The following is a 23,467-nucleotide window of genomic DNA, read 5'->3' as shown; positions in this document are numbered from 1 at the left end:
GAATGTCAATAGTTTTACAAGCCTCTATTCATTTCCACTATGATTTGTTCGATATTTTGTAACATCATCATAGTGTTTAATATGTTAGGATGTCTATAAGTATTTTTTACTATAACTATGACTTTTTCTGTTCTGTTTCTAAAAAAATAGATTTACACTTTAAAATTCCCCATTGTACGTATATGAATACTTTATATTATGACCTTTAGAAAGCATACTCTGAATGGTTCATTATACTACAATAGTTATGAAAATATAATAAATAACATAAGTTAAATAAATTGTATAAAGAAGGTGTAACAATGAAAAATAAAATTAATTTACAAATGCAAAATATAAGCTTTGTTTTAATAATTGCTTTAGCAGTATGGTTAAAAACATATCTTATTACAAGATTCAGTTTTGATTTAAAAATTGAGTCTTCTACACAAGAGCTTATTTTATTTATTAGCCCACTCGCTACATCATTAGCTTTTGTCGGATTAGCATTATTTGCAACCGGTGAAAAGCGAAATTATATAGCGCTATGTATTAATTTTTTATTAACAATCGTACTTGTTGGAAATGTAATGTTTTATGATTTTTATAGCGATTTCGTTACGTTACCAGTACTTGGGCAAACATCAAACTTTGGTCAATTAGGCGGAAGTATTTTAGAAATATTGAACTATAAAATTATACTCGCTTTCGTAGACATTATTTTCTTCTTTATTTTGTTAAAGAAGAAGGCACTAGTCTTCCAAACAGGACGTGTAACTCATCCGGCACGCTTGTTATATTTTCTTTTAACGATCGGTGTTTTTTTTGCAAATCTACATCTTGCAGAAAAAGAACGACCTGAACTATTAACGAGATCATTTGACCGAGTCATGCTTGTTAAAAATTTAGGGCTATACACTCATCAAGTATATGATTTAACACTGCAAGTAAAAGCAGGATCACAAAAAGCACTTGCCGATAGTAGTAAATTACAAGAAACGGAAAACTACGTAAAGGCAAACCAAAGTGAGCCAAACCCTAATATGTTTGGTACAGCAAAAGGAAAAAACGTAATTGTCGTTACTCTTGAATCCTTGCAAACCTTCTTAATAGGCGCATCAGTTAACGGTCAAGAAGTTACGCCATTCTTGAATGAATTCATAAATGAAAGCTATTACTTTGATAACTTTTTCCACCAAACTGGGCAAGGAAAAACATCCGATTCTGAATTTCTAATCGATACGTCGTTGTATCCATTAAATCGAGGAGCTGTATTTTTCACGCACGGTAACAATGATTATACTGCGACTCCGGAAATTTTACGTCAGCAAGGCTATTTCACTTCTGTATTCCATGCGAATAACGCAACATTTTGGAATCGTAATATCATGTACTCTGCTCTTGGTTATGATCGTTACTATAACGAACTTGATTACAAAATTACGCCCGAAACACATTTAAATTGGGGATTAAAAGATATTGAATACTTCGATCAATCAGTAGATATATTAAAAACTGTTGATCAACCATTTTACGCTCGTTTCCTTACGTTAACGAACCATTATCCATTTACTTATGATGAAGATACAAAATTCATTGAACCATATAACTCTGGTAATGGCGTATTTGATCGTTATATCGTAACAGCACGTTACTTAGACGAATCCATTAAAAAATTTATTGAGCGTTTAAAAGCCGAAGGAATATATGATGATTCTATTATTGTGTTGTATGGTGATCATTATGGTATTTCTGAAAAACATAATCGTGCAATGGCACAGTTTTTAGAAAAAGATCAAATAACAGAATTTGATACTTTAAATTTACAACGCACACCTTTATATATTCATATGCCTGGACAAACAAAAGGTCAAACGATTTCAAAGCCTACGGGACAAATCGATATGAAACCTACGATTCTAAATTTATTAGGAATTGATACTACAAACGATATCCGTTTTGGTCATGATATGTTTTCAGATGAATATACCGGTTTTGTCGTTTTACGTGATGGTAGCTTTATTACAGACAAGTATGCATATACAAACAATACTTTCTATGACCGCATAACTGGTGAAATTGTAGATTTACCAAAAAAAGAAGCACAAGCACTCATTAACCGTGCACAAAATGAATTACGAATGTCTGACAAAATTATTGAAGGCGATTTATTACGTTTCTCAGAAAGTAATAAAATGAAAACTGGCGAAGTACAAACTAAAATTAAAGAAACTGAAAAATAATTTAAATACGAAAAGGGAGCAACTCATTACAGTTGCTCCCTTTTACTCTCTTATAACATATAATGCAATGTCATATAAAAACCTCATATATTTTACTTTTACTCTACGCTTGTTTCTAAAGTTACATCTGTATAGGTATGATCATCACCAATATTTAAAATTACTTCACATTGACGTAATCTCAATTCAAAGAGCTTGATAGAATCATGGTAGATTTCAGGATTTGATTTCATTTTATGTAACATCTTTTGTTTTTCTTGTATTTCTACATGAGTGTTTTCTACAGCTTGTTTCAAGGAGTTAAATGGATTCCTAAAGAATATATGAATGTCCCTCTCTTGCGTGTTTTCAAATAGCTCAAATTGCAAGAAAAATTTCTTCATAATAGAAGTTGTTACCTCAGTATAATCTTCATTTTCTACATACTGTTTATATTTGTTATATAGCATACCTTTGTTTTTAGGAAGAACTCCAAATAATTTACCAGCACTTTTCAGTAAAAATTGTGCTGGTGTAAATCGACGTAAAATATTTACTTCATCCATTTGTATTCTAGTCGTCATTCTGTCAGCATCTCTGCGCCAGTCATCAAGCACTTTAAAATCACATGCTAACTGGATTCGATTTTCTCCAAATAAAGAATTAAGTCCTTCACTCAGTTCTTCAAGATATGATTGACTTTGAAGGAGCTCATTATTAGAAGTTTCAATCCAATTTTGCATAGAAAGAGCAAGTTTAGGTAATACCGTTTGTTCTAAGTATTTATGCACCCTCTCATTCATTGCTTTATTTAGTTCCGTATCCATGTGCCCAAAATCACTTTCTTCACTAATTAAATCCGAACAACTCTGTAATATCTTCGGAATATTTCCAGTAAGATCGTTCGTAATTTCCGTTTTCATGGTGCGATATGACTGTGTAATAAAATGAATTTTTTCCTTCTCAAAAGCAGTAAGATTATTAATACTACCATTTAGTTTCACTAGCATATCTTCATTCCAATTAATCGCATCCACTAAATTATTTTCTTTCTCAACGCGTTTATCCAAAAGATATGTAATTGTTTTTCGAATGAAGAACAATAGCTTTTCAGTACGTTCTACATCTATATTTTTATGTTTAAAGTTAAAATGAATAAACTCAGTTAATTCATTTAATTGTTGACTACTTGTATATAGCGAAGAGTAAGGGAAAATTCTCGCTTGCGGGAAATATGTGTTTATTCTCTCTTGCGTATCATATAATACTCTTTTCACTTCTGCTTCACTATATATGTTATCGATTTTATTTAATAAGAAATGAATTTGTAAATTTGGTGTATGTTCTTGAATGCTTAGTAGAATGTCACGTTCTTTGTCAGTAAAAGGTGAATCCGCATTCAATACGAATAGTAGTTCGTCTGCAGAGTTTAAATATTCGAATATCTCATCTCTAGTGTCGTTATTCCTATTAAAGCCAGGTGTAACTACAAATGTAAGTTTATTTTCACTTAAAAATTTGCATGGTAATTTAAATTCAACACATGCCCTATCTCTATATGTTTGATGATGTTGAGACATCATATTATGGTAATCAGAGATATCTTCCGTTGTTGTAATTGCAGAGTCTGTTATGGCGTTAATTTCTGTATGAACATCATCTTTTAAAACTACTACATTTGAAATTGATTTTTCTACTATATTTTCTCCTAATATAGAGTTAATAAATGTAGTTTTTCCGTTCCCTGAAGTTCCTGTTACTAAAATGCGGTTTGTGCTTAAATCTGCGAGTTCGCCAACTAACCATCTAAATCGGTGACCCATTTCTATATTATGCTCTTGTGCCCACTCTGTAATAGATTCAAATAGATGCAAACTATACTCTAAGCCATTCACATGATTAATAGAATATAACAACAGGTTTTCCGCATGTTTTATATTTGCTGAATCTATTTTAGAAGGGAAAATCTCATCCCATGCCATTACAGCTGCTGATGGGAATACAGCATAAGATGGATTGACTACCTTTAACCAATTTGTTAACAAGTTTGGAATGATGTCGTGCAATTGTTTAAGCATATATTGACCTTGAATTAATTCAAAGTACGTTTCTTCATAAAGAGAAGAAATTTTGTCCCATATATCGGAAGAATGTATTTCAATATGTAAGAAAAATTCATTTATTGTGTTAAGCCATAATAAGTAATTTTGTTCATTTTTATAACTGTTCCAAAGTGATGAAACCATTTGCGTAAATTGTACTTGATCTACATTATTTAATGTAACTAATACTTCATAGAAATAATCTGGTGCAATATGTTTAGTCAATCTTTTATCGATATATCCTTTTAAAACCTCAAACCACGGATAAGATTCTGTTCGAATTAACTCATTCACAGCAAGCTCTACTGCACTATCAAAATCTTGCTGCTCCTCATAAAAGGAACGGGCAATTTTTGTGACATTTGGATAATCCGGATTTAAAGAAACTGCTTCTTTAATAACAGCGAAAGCAGAGTCAACATTATTTTGCTCTATGTAAAGAGAAAGTAATTGTAGTCTAATTTCTGTCATCAATATTATATTATCAGTAGTAATAGAAGTATAAACATTTTCAGCAACTTGTAATTGATTAAGCTCGAAATAAGCATCCGCAATATTTTTTTGTGCCCATGGTGCTAATTCATTATTAACTTTCTCCCATTTAAAAATAGCTGCTTCAAAATCTTGATGCTGATAATAAAATTCACCTTGTGCAAAACGAATGTAAGATCCATCAGAAATCTCATTTCTTTCTTCGTTTACATAAACTTCTCCAAGCACGTCAAGAGGTGGTTTTGTTCCATTCTCCATTAGAAATGTTTCATAATACATCTTTTTTATTAATTGTTTTTCTACTCTCATCTTTTCCCCCACTATATCTTGAAAATACATTTTTAAGATATGTCAATACTTTTTGTATGTATGCTTTTTATCTTAACAAAGAATATCTTTCGGAAAATTTCATTTTCCTTTCATTTTTCAAGTAAGATTGAATTTTTATGAGAAAAGTTTCAGTTTTTTTTCAATTTCCTTTCAGTTATGAAACAGCATTAAATGTTCCTAATAACCTAATAACACTATAATCTCCCGCATTATATTATCAGGAAAACCCTATATAAACCATATTATAAAAACAATTTATAACGAATATATATGCAATATTCTCTTCACGAATAAATGAAATAAATCATGATCATATATTTCTCACATTGTTTTCCTTTGAAATATTTCAGTAGGTACGTAATTAAATTCCATTAACCTCTATAAATAACTAGTCCAAAAAAAATCTATATGCATATCATGTTATAGTAAAGAATTCAGGAAATCCTAAAAGGAGGCATTTTCATGTTTGAAGATAAATCTAAAATAAACTATCCATATGAATTTACTGAAACTACAACAATCCCGCTAAAAAACCCCATCAATAAAAATTTCAAAAACGGTTCTGGTACACATACTTTCCCAATAAAAAAACACTATAAAGAACAGGTGTTATATACGGAAAAAATTAATAATAATAAAAATAAATAAGCGTATAGTTATGTTTTTAGTAATGTATAAATATTTTTATACAATTCATGTACTTTTAAAAAGTGCTGATATACAGCGCTTTTTTATACATAGATAATAGAAGAACAAAAAAGTATGGATATTTTCCACACTTTTTTGTTCTTTACTATTTATAAATGGAGTACGTCCATGTTTATTTCACCTAATAGTACTTTAATGGGCCTTCTAGAAGTCATTGGATTGAATTTATATCCCTTCCAATCCCTACTTTTTATAGGCATTATTGCTCTATTATATATATTTAAAAATTTACCAAACGTTGTTTCAAGGCTACTTAGTTCTCATAAAATATTTTTTGTTTCCGTTGGAATGGATAGGTTTTAATCTCATCTGTATCTAAATTTTCATGAAATAAATGAATGGCTATAATTTGTCTACAATCGTAGGTGTGATAATAATATGTTCCGGACTCCATACACATTACGCTTGTATAAATGGTATTATCTAATACACCTTCTTCTGTTATTACTCCGCCTTTAGGAACCTCGCAATTTGATAAGATATGAAATAGGGCCGATACTCCCTCTTCTTCACTATCTATACCTTGAATGTTTTGTTTGCCATATGCAGCCCGCACAAACCTTGATGGCGGGGTGAAATCCCCTGGAAGTCCCATTGAACCTGAGCCCTGACCAAAAGCACTTAATGATAAGTTACTCCACTCAATTGGCGCGAATGGCTGCGATTTAAGGCCTATATATTGTCTTAAATTTTGTAAATGCCAATTAAACTCCGGACTATTCGTCATCACTCCTAGTGGGTTATCATACAATTTTAATCCTTCACTTGTCGGCTCCATTACAATGCAATCTCCCCATTTATCCGCTAAAATCCAATGTAGTGGTGGCGTAAGTCCTAAATCCGGTAACGGTATATCCAAAAAGGTAAGGCTATCTACAGATTTCTGTAACTCTTTGACAGAATTGAATTGTGTCAGACTCCAAGTTACAAAATCAAATGGAGCCAAATTCGTTTTGTTGTCATCTATGCTTTGACTATAAGTAGCGAATCCTGGAAAATAGAGTGTTGCACATGTCATACCAGCTTCATTTACTCCGTCCGCCATAATGATCCTTCCTTGATGATTAATACCCATTCCGACCGTAGCATGTTTCGTATCAATGATTTCACCCGTTATATTATTCCACTGGTAATGTCGAGGAATGATTATTACTTCTTGATTCATATCTAATGTGAAGTCCATCGTTCTTGCAAAAAGATGCTGACCGTTTTTTGTCTGTAATGTCAAACTCGTACACATAAAAAACACCCCATTTTATGGTTTTATCTACAATTTACATAATTCCGATAAGTCTGTAAATTAAAAATCTCTTTCCTTACAAAAAAATGAGAAAGCACATATAAATTAAAAATATGAAACTATGGATTCACATAATTTTTCTATACTTGGCTAGGATGAAGAATTTTTTTAAAAAGCTCTTAAACTACATGCAAACAAAAAAAGAAGCGACTTATTTCATCGCTTCTTTTTTATGAAATCATATCAAAAATGACAGTATCCCTACATAACCCTCTTAAACATCTTCTCCAACTCATAAGTAGAATGGTGCACAAGAATCGGTCTTCCGTGCGGACATGTGTATGGGTTTGTTGTTGTACGTAGTTCTTCCAGTAAAGCAAATATTTGATCGTTCGTTAAATATTGATTTGCTTTAATGGACGCTTTACAGCTCATCATAATGGCTGCTTCTTCACGTAATTTTTTAATATCAACTTTTTTTAGTTTGACGACTTGCTCCATCATTTCGTCGATAATTTCTGTTTCTTGCCCTTTCGGGAACCACGTTGGATGCGAGCGGACGATAAAGGATTGATGGCCGAATTGCTCCAAGAATAGTCCAACTTTTTTCAGTTCTTCTAGTTGCTCCTCGACACGTAAAAATTCAGTAAGAGACAAGTCAATACGGTACGGTACAAGTAGTTCTTGTACTTCTTGCGCTACCCTTCCTACTTTATCACGGAAGTATTCATAATTAATACGTTCCTGTGCGGCATGTTGGTCAATCATATATAAGCCGTTATCATTTTGAGCAAAAATATATGTTCCATGCATTTGTCCAATTGGATAAAGTGGTGGCAAGTCATTACCGTTCATTTCAATCTCTTCTATTTCCTGAACTTCTTCTTCCAATTCCTCTAATTCAAAATCTTCATCGTTACTGTTCCACAATTTCTCTTCTCGAATCGGTTCTTCCATTATCGATTTAGTAGATGGTTGCCAACTTTGTTCTTCTCTTACGAGTGACTGTGGCGGTTGCCATTCTTGCTTCGGCGGTTGCCACAGTTGTGCTGGCTGTTTCACAGCCAGTGGCTCTTCTCGTTTTTCATCCATGCCCGTCGGTAAAACGATGTCCGGCATAGATGGTTCTTTCGGTTTCGCATGCTCAAACTGGAACTGTTCTTGCACACTTTCATCTTTTTCTTTTTTCTTTGTTGTTACACCTGCATCTGGGATGAGCTGTATTTTTTTAAATGCTGCTTGCAATGTTTCTTCGATAAGCTTTAGCAATTCTTGTTCTTTACTAAAACGAACTTCTAATTTCGCAGGATGTACATTAACGTCAACAAGCATTGGATCCATTTCAATCGATAAGAAGCCGATTGGGTATCGTCCGACTGGCAATAATGTATGGTATCCTTGCTGAATAGCTTTCATTAATACGAAATTCCGAACGTAACGGCCATTTACGATCGTTGACATATAATTACGAGATGCTCTCGTTACTTCTGGTAATGTTACATAACCTTTAATGGTAAAATCTAAAGATTCAGCTTCAATTGGAATAAGCTTCTTCGCAACTTGAATGCTGTAAATCGATGCAAGTACTTGTCTTACATCACCATTTCCTGATGTGTGAAGCAATTTCTTTTCATTATGAAACAGCTTTAAAGATACTTCTGGATGTGACATTGCAATACGATACACGATATCTGTAATATTCCCAAGCTCTGTATGAATAGTTTTCATATATTTAAGACGCGCTGGTGTATTAAAGAATAAGTTTTGTACCGTAATATCTGTTCCTTTTCGGCTCGCCGTTTTTTCCTGCTTTATAATGTCTCCACCTTTAATCATAAGGTGTGTACCAGGTGCATCACCTGTGCTAGTGATTAATTCTAATTCACTAACTGAGGCAATACTCGGCAATGCCTCACCGCGGAAACCGAGTGTTCTTATGCGAAACAAATCATTTTCATCTTTAATTTTGCTCGTCGCATGTCGTTCAAAAGCGACGATACAATCTTCTTCTGGAATGCCATCCCCATTATCAATGATGCGAATTTTTGATAAACCAGCTTCTTCTAAGTGGATTTCAATAGATGTACTATTCGCATCGATAGAATTTTCCACAAGTTCTTTTACGACTGAGGCAGGGCGCTCTACTACTTCCCCTGCCGCAATTAAGTTAGAGAGTTGGTCATCGAGTTTGCGAATTTTCCCCATCTACTTACTCATCCTTTCTTTAACTTTTTCTGTAAGCGATACAGCTCGTTCATCGCTTCTAAAGGTGTCATATCAAGTAAATCAATTTTTTTAATTTGCGTCAGCACTGCCGTTTCTTTTGCATCTAGAACGGGCTTGTCTTGTTTTTTCGAAGACTGTTCTCCGCCAAAGAATGATAGTTGTGATTCTTCTTCAGTCTCTACTTTCGTTTCTTGTATCTCTGCTGGTTCTTCTTTTACAACTACAGGCTCTGGAATTACTTCTTGCGCTTTCACTTCTACACGCTTTGGAATAATAATTTCTTCCTGTCCCTCAAGCTGTGCTAACACTTCTTTCGCACGAGCGATTAAGCTATCTGGAAGCTCCGCAAGTTGCGCAACGTGAATTCCGTAACTTTTATCAGCTGCACCGTCTTGAATTTTATGAAGGAATACTACTTTTCCGTTCTCTTCAATAGCTGAAACGTGTACATTCTTCAGTTGATCTAAACTTTCTTCTAGCACCGTCAATTCATGATAATGCGTAGAGAATAACGTTTTCGCACCAATTTGGTCATGAATATGTTCAATAATTGCTTGTGCAAGGGCCATACCATCATACGTAGATGTACCGCGTCCAATTTCATCAAATAAAATTAAACTTCTTTCTGATGCGTTTGCAATGGCATTTTTCGCTTCTAGCATTTCGACCATAAATGTACTTTGACCTGAAATTAAATCATCCGCTGCACCAATTCTCGTAAAGATTTGATCAAATACAGGTAATACTGCTTCAGTTGCTGGTACGAAACAACCGATTTGCGACATAACAGTTACAAGTGCTAATTGTCTCATATACGTACTTTTACCCGACATGTTCGGTCCTGTAATTAAAAAGACATCCATCTTCTCTGGCATAATACAGTCATTCGGTACATACAATTTCCCGTTCAATACTTTTTCAACGACAGGATGACGACCATCTTTAATAAAGATTTCACGCTTCGTTGTTAGTACAGGTTTTACAAACTGTTCTTCTTCACTAACTGTCGCGAAACTTTGCAGTACGTCTAATTCACTAATTACTTTCGCTAAATGTTGTAATTTCGGAATAAATACTTTTACTTCTTCACGAAGCGCTGTAAATAAATCGTATTCTAGTTGTACAATTTTTTCTTCTGCTTCTAAGATTAACGTTTCTTTTTCTTTTAGCTCATCTGTAATGAAACGTTCCGCATTAGCAAGCGTTTGTTTACGCTCATAGCGGCCTTCTGGTAATGCTGCAAGGTTCGCCTTCGTTACTTCAATGTAGTAACCGAAAATACGATTGTATCCGATTTTTAACGATTTAACTCCTGTAATATCACGCTCTCGTTTTTCAAGCTCAGCGATCCACGTTTTTCCGTTTTTACTAACGTAACGATATTGATCAAGCTTATCATTATAACCGTCTTTAATAATATCTCCATCTTTAATAGAAAGCGGTGGGTTTTCTTGAATACTTCTTCCTAGTAATTCAGTTAAGCTCTCACATGGATCTGCCCCTTGAATTAACCTTGCTGCATAAGCATTATCTAACAGACTAATCGCTTCTAAAATAGCTGGTACTTGAAGTAATGATCGTCTTAACTGTAATAAGTCCCGTGCATTCACATTACCAAATGCAACTTTCCCTGCTAAACGTTCTAGATCATATACTTCTTTTAACTTTTCTTTTAAATCTTCACGTAAGAAGTAATCATTTACAAACGTTTCAACCATTTCTAAACGCTCTTCAACTTTTTCTTTCTGAATAAGTGGACGTTCCATCCACTGTTTTAACATACGACCACCCATAGCTGTTTTCGTTTTATCTAATAGCCATAATAATGATCCTGTTTTTTCTTTCGTTCGAAGGGTTTCTGTCAGCTCTAAATTTCGCTTTGAATGCACATCAATTTTCATAAACTGGTTCGTATAATAAATTTCAACTGGTTGCAAGTGATCTAACGAACGTTTTTGTGTTCTTATGACATAGTTAAATAAGCGACCAATTGCTTTAATTAACTTTGCTTGTGAAACATTTTTCACAAGATGTTCTAACCCTTCTGGAATAGTTGTTGCATCTTCATACGAAATCGTCATTTTTAATGTTTCAGTTAATTTATTTAATTCATCTTTCGAAAATGTAGAATCTACAACAATTTCTTTTGAACCAGTTGCATACAATTCTAATAAAATATCTTCTACTGAGCCTGTTAACAACGTTACTGTATTTTGTCCAGTCGTTAAATCATTACAAGCTAAAGCATATGATCCATCTTCAAAATGTGTTAATGCTGCTAAGAAGTTATTTTCTTTCTCATCAATCGTACGCCCTTCCATCATCGTTCCTGGCGTAATGAGTTGTACGACTTCACGGCGCACTACACCTTTAGCTGTTTTTGGGTCTTCTACTTGCTCACAAACCGCTACTTTATAGCCTTTTTCAACAAGTTGTTCAATATAGTTTTTAGCCGCATGATGCGGTACACCGCACATCGGTATACGATCACTACTACCACCATCTCGGCTCGTTAATGTAATTTCAAGTTCATGAGCTGCTTTAATCGCATCTTCAAAGAACATTTCATAAAAATCACCTAATCGGAAAAATAAAAAGGCATCTTGATAGTCTGCCTTAACCTTTAAATATTGCTGTATCATAGGGGTATATTGAGTCATACTTTTCCTCCATAATTCTTACATAGTAATCAATTTTCATATATGTCACACTTCACGGACATCCATATCTCCTATTTCAGGAGTCTTTCTTCATTATAGCACATTTCATAAGGAGTCATGTTCATTCAAGCACTACTTATGTAAAGTAAAAAGCTAGGAAGAACTTCTCCCTAGCTTTCTATTACTCTTCTTCAGCATCAACGATAAAGTTCGGATCTAATTCTTCAAACTCATCATCTTCGATTTGGAAATCCTCGTCTGATTCTACACAACCTTCAGGGTTAACACTTACACAAATTTTCGTTTCTCCAACTACTTCTGTTACAAATTCACGTTCTACAGTTACAACAATTTTATTACCATTTGGTGATACAAGAGCTTCTAAACAATTTGGTGGCTGAATAACACGAGCAATAATTTCTAAATCATCACCAGAAAAGTTTTTATCACGATACCCAATACTTACTTCATCCGTGTAGTTCACACGTTCTGTTACAACTTCTGTCTTTGTATTACCATCAAATGAATACCAAGTGTTCACATCATAGAAACCTTCAATTTCTACATGCTTTCCATTCTTTCTTGCTTCGTACGAGTGGTTAATTACCCAGCACCCTAAAATACTTGTTGGCTCATTATTCGATTCACATGTATGCGTTGACTTTGTATACTTACGTCCTTTTCCAACCACTGCTTTTGTAATAATCTCTCTAAATTCGGACATTCGTAACCCTCCTCAATCACTATTCACTTAATCATATGCGTGACAATAGCGGAATGTGTCATTCTTTTTTCGAGAAGAACTTACGTTTAACCCACTAAAAAAAGAGATGTCAATTCGACATCTCTTTAACAACCACAATTCCCTTTTTTACTTTCTACCTCTGCGCCCGTTTCACCCTTCAATACATCGCCATTAGTTGAAATTAATATTTCATCTGTAACGTTGTTAGAAATCGTACTGGCAACTAACTGTAGTAAGTCATTTACATATGTTTGTGAAGATTTAAATTCTTGTACAACTGGGATACTATCTATTTTATCTTGCAGGGCATCAATTTCAGCTTCTACTTTTTTCAAAGCTTCCCATTTCCCGTAATGCTGCAAGTTTACTGCTTGCTTTTGCAGTGCTTTAATTTCATCAATTGCACGCTTTACATTTTCATTTTTATGAATTTGCGCCTCTGCTTTCTTAAAGAAATCGACTTCTTCTGTTTCAGAGATCATTTTTGCTAATTCTTTTGCTTGCTCAACAATTTCATCTTTCGTATATGCTTTCATCTATTATTCCACCTCAATCGGCTCTTCAACTAGTTCTCCGTTAAGAGACCAAGTTTTTGCGTCCGTTACTTTTACTTTCACAAGCTGACCAATTAAAGATTTTGGAGCAACGAAGTTTACAAGTTTATTCGTACGAGTATAACCTGCAAGTACTTCCGCGTTATTTTTACTTTCCCCATCAACTAGCACTTCTACAATTTGACCTTTATAACCATCATTCTTTTCAATTGCCAATTTATTTACTAATGCATTTAAGCGTTGTAGACGTTCTTTCTTTACTTCCATCGGTACATTATCTTTCATTTTTGCAGCTGGTGTACCTTCGCGCGGAGAATAAATAAAGGTAAAGGCAGTATCAAATCCTACTTCACGATATAACGACATCGTTTCTTCAAATTGCTCGTCTGTTTCATTTGGGAAACCGACGATAATATCAGTTGTGAATACCGCGTTTGGAATTGCTTCTTTAATTTTTCTTACAAGCTCTAAATAATGCTCGCGCGAATATTTCCGCGCCATAATTTTTAACATATCTGTGCTTCCAGATTGAACTGGTAAGTGAATATGTTCTACTAAGTTTCCACCTTTTCCAAGCACTTCAATTAAGTGATCATCGAAATCACGTGGATGGCTCGTTGTAAAACGAATACGGGCAATATCAACTTTACGGAGTTCGTCCATTAAATCGCCAAGACCGTATTCTATATCTTCAAAGTCTTTACCGTATGCATTTACGTTCTGCCCAAGTAACGTAATTTCTTTATAACCATTCGCAGCTAAATGACGGATCTCTTGGATAATGTCTTCTGGACGTCTGCTTCGCTCTTTTCCGCGTGTATAAGGTACGATACAATATGTACAGAACTTATCACAGCCATACATAATATTTACCCAAGCTTTAATATCACCACGGCGTACTTTCGGAAGGTTTTCAATTACATCTCCTTCTTTTGACCAAACTTCAACTACCGTCTCCTTTGAGAACATTGCATCTTTTAGAATGTACGGTAATCTATGAATATTATGTGTTCCAAACACCATATCTACATGCTGATTTTTTTGCATAATTTTATTTACAACAGATTCTTCTTGCGACATACAACCACATACACCAATTAAAAGGTCCGGATTTCTCCGTTTTAATGACTTTAAATGACCTAGTTCACCGAACACTTTATTTTCAGCATTTTCACGAATGGCACAAGTATTTAATAGTACTACATCTGCTTCTTCAGTTGAAAAAGTTGGTTCATATCCAAGTGCAGTGAAAATACCAGCCATTACTTCTGTATCATGCTCATTCATTTGACAACCATATGTACGAATATAAAACTTTCTTCCTGTACCAAATTCGCGAAACTCTTCAGGTAAGCCAAAATCCCGTTCAATTTTAACTTCTTCTTTCCCTCGTTTTTTCGCGTCTTTTAAGGAAGGTGGTTGGTATACACTTTCAAAGTATTTACTATAATCTTTCTCTTCTTTTTTCGTAGAGGAATTTGCTTGTTGACTTGCTAATCGTTGTTGCTCGTTCATCGGTAATCTCCTTTCACCCTTAACTATACACACTCTATAGTCCATTTTAATGCGCTTAGACTCACTTCAAAAATGGTTAGATAGCTTGAGAGATAACTTGTCCTTTGAAACTTGAGTAGTCAATCTAATCATTCATAAAAATGAAGTCTTCCCCACACACAAATAGACATTCCCTTTTAACATTTCTTTTTGTCCTACCCAAAAGCATATTGCTTTATTCCTATACACATTACCATAGTATGAAGTGTTTCGCCAATTTTTACAAAGAAGAAGGCTTATCCTATTATTACATTTCCTAGTTAATGAACATGCAATTTTCATACAACGATTTATATATTATTTTACCATTCTGAATTTTCTAAGTAAATAAGACTACCTTATATTTTTACTCATTAAAAAAGGTTGCCAAATGGCAACCTCCTCTTCTTACATTACATAAATTCAGCAACAAGCTCATCAAACATTTTCTGATCCATATTTAAATCAGATTGCACTAAAGGCTTCTCACTATAGCCTTTTACTAGTTCTTGGTATGAAGGTTGTGCTGTATTTTGATATATTAAACCTGTTACCAATCCGTTATTTTCCATTAACGTTTGCATAGCCATCATGCGATTCGACGGATCGTATCCCTCTACTGTACTTAGTTTTGTTAAATTCTCTTTAAACCAATCGTAAGTATTTACTTTATTGTAAGTAACACATGGGCTGAATACGTTAATTAATGAAAATCCTTTATGGTTAATACCAGCTTCAATAATTTGGGTTAATTCTTTTAAATCACTTGAAAAGCTTTGCGCCACAAATGTTGCACCAGCTGTTAAAGCCATTTCCATAACATTTAGTGACGGTTCAATTGAACCTTGTGGCGTACTTTTCGTTTTAAATCCAGCTTCACTACGTGGTGAAGTTTGCCCTTTTGTTAATCCGTAAATTTGGTTATCCATTACGATGTACGTAATGTCAATGTTACGACGAATAGAATGGATTGTATGTCCCATACCAATCGCAAATCCATCACCGTCACCACCTGATGCGATAACTGTTAAATCACGGTTTGCCATTTTTACACCTTGTGCAATTGGAAGGGCACGACCATGAATACTATGCACACCATATGAATTAATATAACCTGAAATACGACCTGAACAGCCGATACCAGAAATAACAGCAAGTTCATCTGGATTTAAGCCAACGTTAGCTGCCGCACGTTGAATTGCAGCTTGCACCGAGAAGTCTCCGCAACCTGGGCACCAGTTTGGTTTTACACTGTTACGAAAGTCCTTAAATGTTGCCATTTAATACAACCCCTTTTTTGCATTCGTTGTAAATCTCTTTCGGCAAGAATGGGTTCCCATCATATTTTAAAAGACTAGAAATTTTCTCGCCGTTACCAAGATTCATTTTCATAATGTTAGCAAGCTGACCTGTTGCGTTGTTTTCTACCACTACAACACGCTTCGCATTTTTCACAAGTGGATCGATTTCAGCTGTTGGGAACGGGTGAATTAAACGCACATGAGCATGGTTTACTTTCATACCCTCTTGTTCTAAACGCTCCATTGCTTCTTCGATTGCACCACGAGTTGAGTTAAACCCAACAAGCAATACGTCCGCTTCTTCATGCTTAACATTTTTATAGACAGGGGTATTAAACTTCAAGTTCTCCATTTTACGGAAACGTTTGTCCATTTGATCTTTACGGTTTATTGCTGATTCAGATGGTTTACCAGTTTCATCATGTTCTACACCTGTAACATGGTGAACACCATTTTTCATACCAGGTAAAACACGTGGTGAAACGCCATCTTCTGTTACTTCATAACGCTTGAAGTATGCTTTATTTTCACGTTCTGGTAATTCCGCTTCTAAATCCAACTTACCGCGACGAATTTCCACTTTATCTAACGTAAGCGGTTCTACCGTTTGTTTTCCTAAAGAAAGTTGTAAATCAGTTAAGAAAATAACAGGTACTTGATATTCTTCAGCTAAGTTAAACGCTTCTACAATATCATAGAAAGCTTCTTCAACTGTACTTGGCGCCATTACGATTTTTGGAATCTCACCGTGCGTACCGTAAATCATCGCCATTAAATCCGACTGCTCTTGTTTCGTTGGTAATCCTGTACTTGGACCACCACGTTGTGTATCAACAATTACTAATGGTGTCTCTGTAATACCCGCTAAACCAATCGCTTCCATCATTAAAGATAGACCTGGACCAGCAGATGCAGTTAATGTACGAACACCAGCATAGTTTGCACCGATTGCCATTGTACAAGCTGCAATTTCATCCTCAGTTTGGATTACTGTCCCGCCAACTTTTGGCAATTTTTTAATTAAGTATTCCATAATTTCAGATGCAGGTGTAATTGGATATGCAGACATAAAGCGAGCACCACCAGCTACCGCACCAAATGCGATTGCATCGTTTCCAATCATAAACATGCGTTTCTTACCATCAGCTTTTTCAAGCTGCATCATGTTTACTTTCTCACCTAGCAATTCTTTCATATATTGAGAGCCACGTTTAATTGCGTCCATATTCTTTTGAACAACTTGCTCTCCTTTACGACCAAAGATCTCTTCAACAACATCTAAATAAGCTGTTTCATCTAATCCTAATACCGCGCTTGATGCCCCAACAGCAACCATGTTTTTCATTAATGATGTGCCTAATTCTGAAGCAATATCTGTAAACGGTATCACATATAGATTTACATCTGTATTATCAGGTATTGTTGGATTAAATTTCGCATCCGCAACTACAATTCCACCTGGACGTAGTTCGTGGAAGTTAAAATCAATAGTTTCTTGATCAAAAGCAATTAAAATATCTAAATCATCTGAGATCGCACGTACTTCTGTTGTACTTACGCGAATTTTATTATTTGTATGGCCGCCTTTAATACGTGATGAGAAGTGGCGGTAACCGTATAGGTAATATCCTAATCGGTTTAATGCAATACAGAAGATTTCTCCTGTACTTTCAATTCCTTCACCTTGTTGGCCTCCAACTTTCCATGAAAGTTGACTAATCATCTCCTACACCCCTTTTGGCTGCATTCATTGTAGTGTATTTTTTTACAGTAATAGTTTAGCATTTTTTATACAAATAAACTACAACGGACGCAAATTATGCCTCTTCTGATTTCCCTGAATCTTTAGTATAAAGCTATTTTGTTTTTCATTCTAGTATTAGGTCTTAAAAAAAGCAATAATATCAAATGAATTAATTCTAATTTTTCTGGATTTTTAAAACAAAAATCTTAAAAGCCGATATGTTCAACAAAATTATCATATAAAAATCGCTCTACAGTAGATGTAGCATAGTGTTTACAAAGCTCATTCATTACATTTTCATAATCTCGATACGCTGATACATTTACAACTGTTTCTACTATCCCATCAAAATCCGAACCAAACCCTATATTGTTCTCTCCACCTAATGAACAAATATATTCGATATGTCTCATTATATCTGCTACATTTGCTTGCTTTTCATTTGTTAGGAACTGTGGTACAAAAGTGACACCGATCATGCCATTTCGCTTTATAAGAGCTTTAAGTTGTTCATCGTTTAAATTACGTGGGTGCTGACAAAGTTTCATACAATTTGAGTGGGAAGCAATAGGATTTTTTGCAATTTCTATCACATCCCAAAAACTTCTTTCATTCAAATGAGACACATCAGTCCATACATGTAACGCATTCAGTTCTTGTACAACATGTTTACCAGAAGTCGTTAAACCTGCCCCACGTGTCTCTAGCGCACCATCAGCTAATAGATTGGCATAATTCCATGTTAGTCCAAAAGAACGTACTCCTAGGCGATACAACAACCGTAATTTCATTGCATCTTTTCCAATTGCTTCGCATCCTTCTAGTGTTAATATCGCTCCAATCTCGTCCTGTTTTAACATGTTAATATCATCTTTTGTCTGAATAAACTTCATACCTGGCAGGGATAAAATTTCATTATAAAAAATATCTACCATTTGCAATGCTACTTCAAATCGGTTTTCATATGCCACTGTTTCTGGCACATATATAGCAAAACATTGTATACTTCCTTTTCTTCTCTTTAACTGTTCAAATGTAATATGTAATTGCGGATCATGTTTAAAATCCTTTTTCCCTTGTGCACTCCATAACTGAAGAAGCACATCACAATGAGCATCAAAAATTTTCATTTTCATTCCTCCATTATAAAAACAACCTGTTTGCATACTGCAAACAGGTTGTTTAAAACTTAACGAGGTTCTACAATTAATTTTATTGCTGTACGTTCTTCCCCATCAATCATAATATCCGTAAACGCTGGGATACAAATCAGGTCCAAACCACTAGGCGCTACAAATCCTCTTGCAATTGCTACTGCCTTTACCGCTTGGTTCAATGCACCTGCACCAATGGCTTGAATTTCTGCTGTTCCGCGTTCGCGAATAACACCTGCAAGTGCACCAGCTACAGAATTAGGGACCGACGTTGCTTTAACTTTTAATATTTCCATTCCGCGTTTCCTCCTCGTTTCTATAAAAAGTATTAGCAATTATTTCACTTTAACTTATATTCACGAGGAATGACACGTATTCCTGCTAAATTTCTGTAATTTTTCTAAAAAATTAAAAAATAATAACTTTTCTAATTTTTACCTTAAAATTACTCAAAAAATGGTTGATCATCATTAATTAAGATACGCTGAATTTTCTTAGCTTTTCCTGTATTAGGGTCCACATCAATTAGCACTGCACTTAATTGTGTTCTACCATTTGTCACTTCAAATCGTACTGGTAAGTTTGTTAAAAACTTCTTCAATACCGCTTCTCGATCCATACCTAAAATTCCATCGTACGGTCCTGTCATACCAACATCTGTGATATATGCCGTTCCACTTGGTAAAATACGATTATCTGCTGTCGGAACATGCGTATGTGTACCTACTACCGCTGTAGCACGACCATCTACATACCAACCTAACGCTTGTTTTTCACTTGTAGTTTCCGCATGGAAATCAACAAAGATAATATTCGTACGTTTTTTTGCAATGTTAATTAATTCATCCACTTTACGGAATGGACAATCGATTGGAGGAAGGAATGTACGTCCTTGTAAGTTAATAACTGCAACTTCTGTTCCATTACAATTTACAAAGATAAGCCCTTTTCCTGGAGTTCCTTCTGGGAAGTTAGCTGGTCTTGCAAGATATTTTGCATCATCAATAAATTCAAATACTTCACGGTTATCCCAAGCATGGTTTCCAAGTGTAACTGCTTGTGCTCCGCATTCTAAAAAGTTTCGATATATTTTTTCTGTGATTCCACGTCCACCTGCTGCATTTTCTCCATTAATAATGGTTACTGTAGGTGTATATTTTTTCTTTAATGCCGGTACGTATTGTTGAATCATACCTCTACCAGGAGATCCTACTACATCCCCAACAAATAATATTCTCATATGTCTTACCCTTCCTATGTACTACATTTTTTATTACTATAGCTTCAAGTGATTTTCTTACAATATATGTATTATAAGTTTGTTTCACTTGTATGCTAATTTCCTTTATTTTAACCAATTCCAACACAAAAAAATAAAGTGGTGTTTCACCACTTTATTTTGCGTATTCCACTGCACGTGTTTCACGAATAACAGTTACTTTAATATGTCCTGGATAGTCCAGTTCATTTTCAATACGTTTTCGAATATCACGAGCTAAACGATGAGCTTCTAAATCATCAATTGTATCTGGTTTTACCAGAATACGAACTTCTCTTCCTGCTTGAATCGCGAAAGATTTTTCTACGCCTTCATAAGACTCTGAAATCTCTTCTAACTTTTCAAGACGACGAATATAGTTCTCAAGTGTTTCACTACGAGCTCCAGGTCTTGCAGCTGATAATGCATCTGCTGCTGCAACTAAAACTGCAATGATAGAAGTTGGTTCTGTGTCCCCATGGTGAGATGCAATACTGTTTATAACTACAGGGTGCTCTTTATACTTCGTTGCGAGTTCGACACCAATTTCAACGTGGCTACCTTCTACTTCATGATCAATCGCTTTACCGATATCATGTAATAGACCAGCACGTCTTGCTAGTTTTTCATCCTCACCAAGCTCCGCTGCCATAAGTCCAGTTAAATATGCAACTTCCATAGAGTGTTTTAAGACGTTTTGTCCATAACTTGTACGGTATTTTAAACGACCTAAAATCTTAATTAAATCTGGATGTAATCCGTGAACACCCACTTCAAACGTTGTTTGCTCTCCGACTTCGCGAATATACTCGTCCACTTCACGTCTTGATTTTTCGACCATCTCTTCAATACGCGCTGGGTGAATACGTCCGTCCTGTACTAGTTTATCAAGAGCGATACGAGCTGTTTCACGACGAATTGGGTCGAATCCAGAAAGGATAACCGCTTCTGGTGTATCATCTATAATTAGGTCAATACCCGTTAACGTTTCTAACGTACGAATATTTCGACCTTCACGTCCGATAATACGTCCCTTCATTTCGTCATTTGGAAGATTTACAACCGAAACGGTTGTTTCAGCAACATGATCAGCTGCACATCTTTGCATTGCAAGAGATAAGATTTCTTTTGCTTTCTTATCCGCTTCTTCTTTCGCACGAACTTCACTTTCTTTTACCATCACGGCAATTTCATGAGAAACTTCACTTTCTACTTTACCAAGAATAATTGCTTTCGCTTGTTCGCGTGTCAGATTGGAAATGCGCTCTAATTCTGTTTGTTGCTTTTGAACTAACTCTCCCACTTTGCTTTCCAACTCTTCAATCTGTTGTTGTCTCGCTACAAGAGAATCCTCTTTCTTTTCTAACTGTTGCTCGCGTTTGTCGAGCGTTTCGTCTTTACGATCAAGGTTCTCTTCTTTTTGCATTAAACGATTTTCTTGTTTTTGTAATTCGCTTCTACGGTCACGAATTTCTAATTCAGCTTCTGTACGAAGTGTATGAATTTCATCCTTTGCTTCTAAAAGCGCTTCTTTCTTAAGTGCTTCAGCCTCACGATTCGCTTCGTCTAGAATACGTTTCGCTTCATTAGCTGCACCGTTAATCTTCGCTTCAGCAATAGACTTTCGAACAAAAAAGCCAACAACTGCACCGACTGTTGCAAGCAAAATGGAGATGAGTATCCAAACTGTACTACTCATGATTTCACCTCCCCTTGCTATGAATGAAAAAAGACTGTCGGCATGTACATTGAATACCAACATACAGCAAAGACCGTCGTCCCACTTTTTTAAGGGACTTTCTTCATTTCACAATTAAAATGTCATATTATTATTTCGGCAAGATTTAAGTCTTACTCCGAATATTACTTCTCTTCTTGAGAAGAGTGTTTCGTATATAAGAAAAAATATACATTCTCATTGTATCTATCGCAATTTTCATTGTCAAGCGTTGTCTACTTTTACTTTCTTTACCTTCAGGCCTAATTCATATATGAATGTAAAAAGCAGATAGCATATTATCCTGGAAAACCTTAGTAAATTCCAGTTTATTCATATAAAACATGCATATATTCCTCTTTATACATAGCCTTTTAAGCAGATTAAATATTTTCCCTTCAACGATATACAACGCTTTCATAATAATTAAAAATAAAAGACACGGGACCGTGTCTTTTATTTTTTAATCTTGAAGAGTTGAATCTTCCGTGTCTTCCACACCAGAGTCTTCACCAATTCCGTGATGGTCACGAACGAAGAAAGCAATTTCCTCTCTTAAATCCGTATTCTCTTTTAGGAATTGCTTCGAATTTTCACGACCTTGCCCTAAACGCTCTTCATTATAAGAGTACCAAGCACCACTCTTTTGAACGATATCAAGCTCAGAAGCCATATCTAAGATTTCACCTTCTCTTGAAATACCTTCTCCGTACATAATATCAACTTCAGCAACACGGAATGGTGGTGCCACTTTATTTTTAACTACTTTTACTTTCGTTTTATTACCAACGATGTCATTACCTTGCTTTAATTGCTCCGCACGACGTACTTCAAGACGGACAGTTGAATAGAATTTCAACGCGCGACCACCTGGAGTTGTTTCTGGGTTCCCGAACATAACCCCAACTTTTTCACGAATTTGGTTAATAAAGATTGCGATTGTTTTCGATTTATTAATTGCACCTGAAAGTTTACGAAGTGCTTGAGACATTAAACGAGCTTGTAAACCTACGTGTGAGTCACCCATGTCTCCTTCGATCTCAGCTTTCGGTACAAGAGCTGCTACAGAGTCAATTACGATAATATCAACCGCGCCACTTCGTACAAGTGCTTCTGCGATTTCTAAACCTTGCTCCCCTGTATCAGGTTGTGATAATAGTAATTCATCTATGTTAACGCCTAATTTTTGTGCATATACAGGATCCATCGCATGCTCCGCATCAATGAACGCTGCTTGTCCGCCTTGACGCTGTACTTCAGCGATTGCGTGTAATGAAACTGTTGTTTTACCTGAACTTTCTGGTCCATAAATTTCGATAATACGGCCACGTGGGTATCCGCCTACCCCTAGTGCCACATCAAGTGCTAAAGAACCACTTGAAATTGTAGAAACTCTACGCTCCGCTTGTTCTCCTAATTTCATAATTGAACCTTTACCGAATTGCTTCTCTATTTGTTTTAACGCCATATCTAACGCTGCTTGACGATCACTCATTCAAAAT

At 35.2% G+C, this 23,467-nt stretch carries 16 protein-coding genes; 2 read left to right on the top strand and 14 right to left on the bottom strand.

Annotated features, from left to right (window positions below):
* Positions 1 to 302: 302 nt before the first annotated feature.
* Positions 303 to 2,222: an LTA synthase family protein gene (locus KI369_RS20705; RefSeq protein WP_212957224.1), complete on the top strand. Its 1,920-nt coding sequence runs from the start codon at positions 303 to 305 to the stop codon at positions 2,220 to 2,222.
* A gap of 98 nt (positions 2,223 to 2,320) precedes the next feature.
* On the opposite strand, the gene KI369_RS20700 is transcribed toward KI369_RS20705, so the two are convergent.
* A complete protein-coding gene (locus KI369_RS20700) occupies positions 2,321 to 5,134 on the bottom strand; it encodes a dynamin family protein (RefSeq protein ID WP_212957223.1) in 2,814 nt (937 codons plus the stop codon).
* A 453-nt stretch (positions 5,135 to 5,587) separates the two neighbouring features.
* Here KI369_RS20700 and KI369_RS20695 point away from each other — a divergent pair, with 453 nt between their 5' ends.
* Positions 5,588 to 5,773 carry a hypothetical protein gene (locus KI369_RS20695; RefSeq protein WP_000461128.1) on the top strand — a complete coding sequence of 62 codons (186 nt, stop codon included), beginning with the start codon at positions 5,588 to 5,590 and terminating at the stop codon, positions 5,771 to 5,773.
* Between the two features lie 313 nt (positions 5,774 to 6,086).
* On the opposite strand, the gene KI369_RS20690 is transcribed toward KI369_RS20695, so the two are convergent.
* The 13 genes from KI369_RS20690 to recA form a co-directional block, all read right to left on the bottom strand.
* Positions 6,087 to 7,073 carry a choloylglycine hydrolase family protein gene (locus KI369_RS20690; RefSeq protein ID WP_212957222.1) on the bottom strand — a complete coding sequence of 329 codons (987 nt, stop codon included), beginning with the start codon at positions 7,071 to 7,073 and terminating at the stop codon, positions 6,087 to 6,089.
* Positions 7,074 to 7,334: 261 nt separating this feature from the next.
* Positions 7,335 to 9,278 carry a DNA mismatch repair endonuclease MutL gene (mutL, locus tag KI369_RS20685; protein ID WP_212957221.1) on the bottom strand — a complete coding sequence of 648 codons (1,944 nt, stop codon included), beginning with the start codon at positions 9,276 to 9,278 and terminating at the stop codon, positions 7,335 to 7,337.
* Between the two features lie 8 nt (positions 9,279 to 9,286).
* The gene (gene mutS / locus KI369_RS20680; RefSeq protein ID WP_212957220.1) at positions 9,287 to 11,959 is read right to left on the bottom strand and encodes a DNA mismatch repair protein MutS; all 2,673 of its coding nucleotides are present in this window, start codon (positions 11,957 to 11,959) and stop codon (positions 9,287 to 9,289) included.
* Between the two features lie 181 nt (positions 11,960 to 12,140).
* Complete coding sequence (cotE, locus tag KI369_RS20675) at positions 12,141 to 12,683, bottom strand: outer spore coat protein CotE (RefSeq protein ID WP_212957219.1); 543 nt, start codon at positions 12,681 to 12,683, stop codon at positions 12,141 to 12,143.
* 125 nt (positions 12,684 to 12,808) lie between these two features.
* Positions 12,809 to 13,240 (bottom strand): YlbF/YmcA family competence regulator, encoded by a 432-nt coding sequence (locus tag KI369_RS20670; protein ID WP_212957218.1) that lies wholly within the window; start codon positions 13,238 to 13,240, stop codon positions 12,809 to 12,811.
* A 3-nt stretch (positions 13,241 to 13,243) separates the two neighbouring features.
* Complete coding sequence (gene miaB / locus KI369_RS20665) at positions 13,244 to 14,773, bottom strand: tRNA (N6-isopentenyl adenosine(37)-C2)-methylthiotransferase MiaB (RefSeq protein WP_212957217.1); 1,530 nt, start codon at positions 14,771 to 14,773, stop codon at positions 13,244 to 13,246.
* 431 nt (positions 14,774 to 15,204) lie between these two features.
* A complete protein-coding gene (locus tag KI369_RS20660) occupies positions 15,205 to 16,071 on the bottom strand; it encodes a 2-oxoacid:ferredoxin oxidoreductase subunit beta (protein WP_000190154.1) in 867 nt (288 codons plus the stop codon).
* A complete protein-coding gene (locus KI369_RS20655; RefSeq protein ID WP_000625413.1) occupies positions 16,058 to 17,815 on the bottom strand; it encodes a 2-oxoacid:acceptor oxidoreductase subunit alpha in 1,758 nt (585 codons plus the stop codon). Before KI369_RS20655 ends, KI369_RS20660 begins: the two co-directional genes overlap by 14 nt.
* A gap of 227 nt (positions 17,816 to 18,042) precedes the next feature.
* Positions 18,043 to 18,966: a dipeptidase gene (locus KI369_RS20650; RefSeq protein WP_212957216.1), complete on the bottom strand. Its 924-nt coding sequence runs from the start codon at positions 18,964 to 18,966 to the stop codon at positions 18,043 to 18,045.
* 59 nt (positions 18,967 to 19,025) lie between these two features.
* Positions 19,026 to 19,286 (bottom strand): stage V sporulation protein SpoVS, encoded by a 261-nt coding sequence (gene spoVS / locus KI369_RS20645; RefSeq protein WP_000404341.1) that lies wholly within the window; start codon positions 19,284 to 19,286, stop codon positions 19,026 to 19,028.
* Positions 19,287 to 19,435: 149 nt separating this feature from the next.
* Positions 19,436 to 20,230 carry a 2',3'-cyclic-nucleotide 2'-phosphodiesterase gene (gene ymdB, locus KI369_RS20640; protein ID WP_144614469.1) on the bottom strand — a complete coding sequence of 265 codons (795 nt, stop codon included), beginning with the start codon at positions 20,228 to 20,230 and terminating at the stop codon, positions 19,436 to 19,438.
* Positions 20,231 to 20,384: 154 nt separating this feature from the next.
* Positions 20,385 to 21,947 carry a ribonuclease Y gene (gene rny / locus KI369_RS20635; RefSeq protein ID WP_000099774.1) on the bottom strand — a complete coding sequence of 521 codons (1,563 nt, stop codon included), beginning with the start codon at positions 21,945 to 21,947 and terminating at the stop codon, positions 20,385 to 20,387.
* A 481-nt stretch (positions 21,948 to 22,428) separates the two neighbouring features.
* Positions 22,429 to 23,460: a recombinase RecA gene (gene recA, locus KI369_RS20630; protein ID WP_060631948.1), complete on the bottom strand. Its 1,032-nt coding sequence runs from the start codon at positions 23,458 to 23,460 to the stop codon at positions 22,429 to 22,431.
* Positions 23,461 to 23,467 lie beyond the last annotated feature (7 nt).

It is taken from the genome of Bacillus sanguinis (assembly GCF_018332475.1).
GTDB classification, from domain to species: domain Bacteria; phylum Bacillota; class Bacilli; order Bacillales; family Bacillaceae_G; genus Bacillus_A; species Bacillus_A sanguinis.
This window is presented reverse-complemented; position numbering and strand designations above follow the sequence as displayed.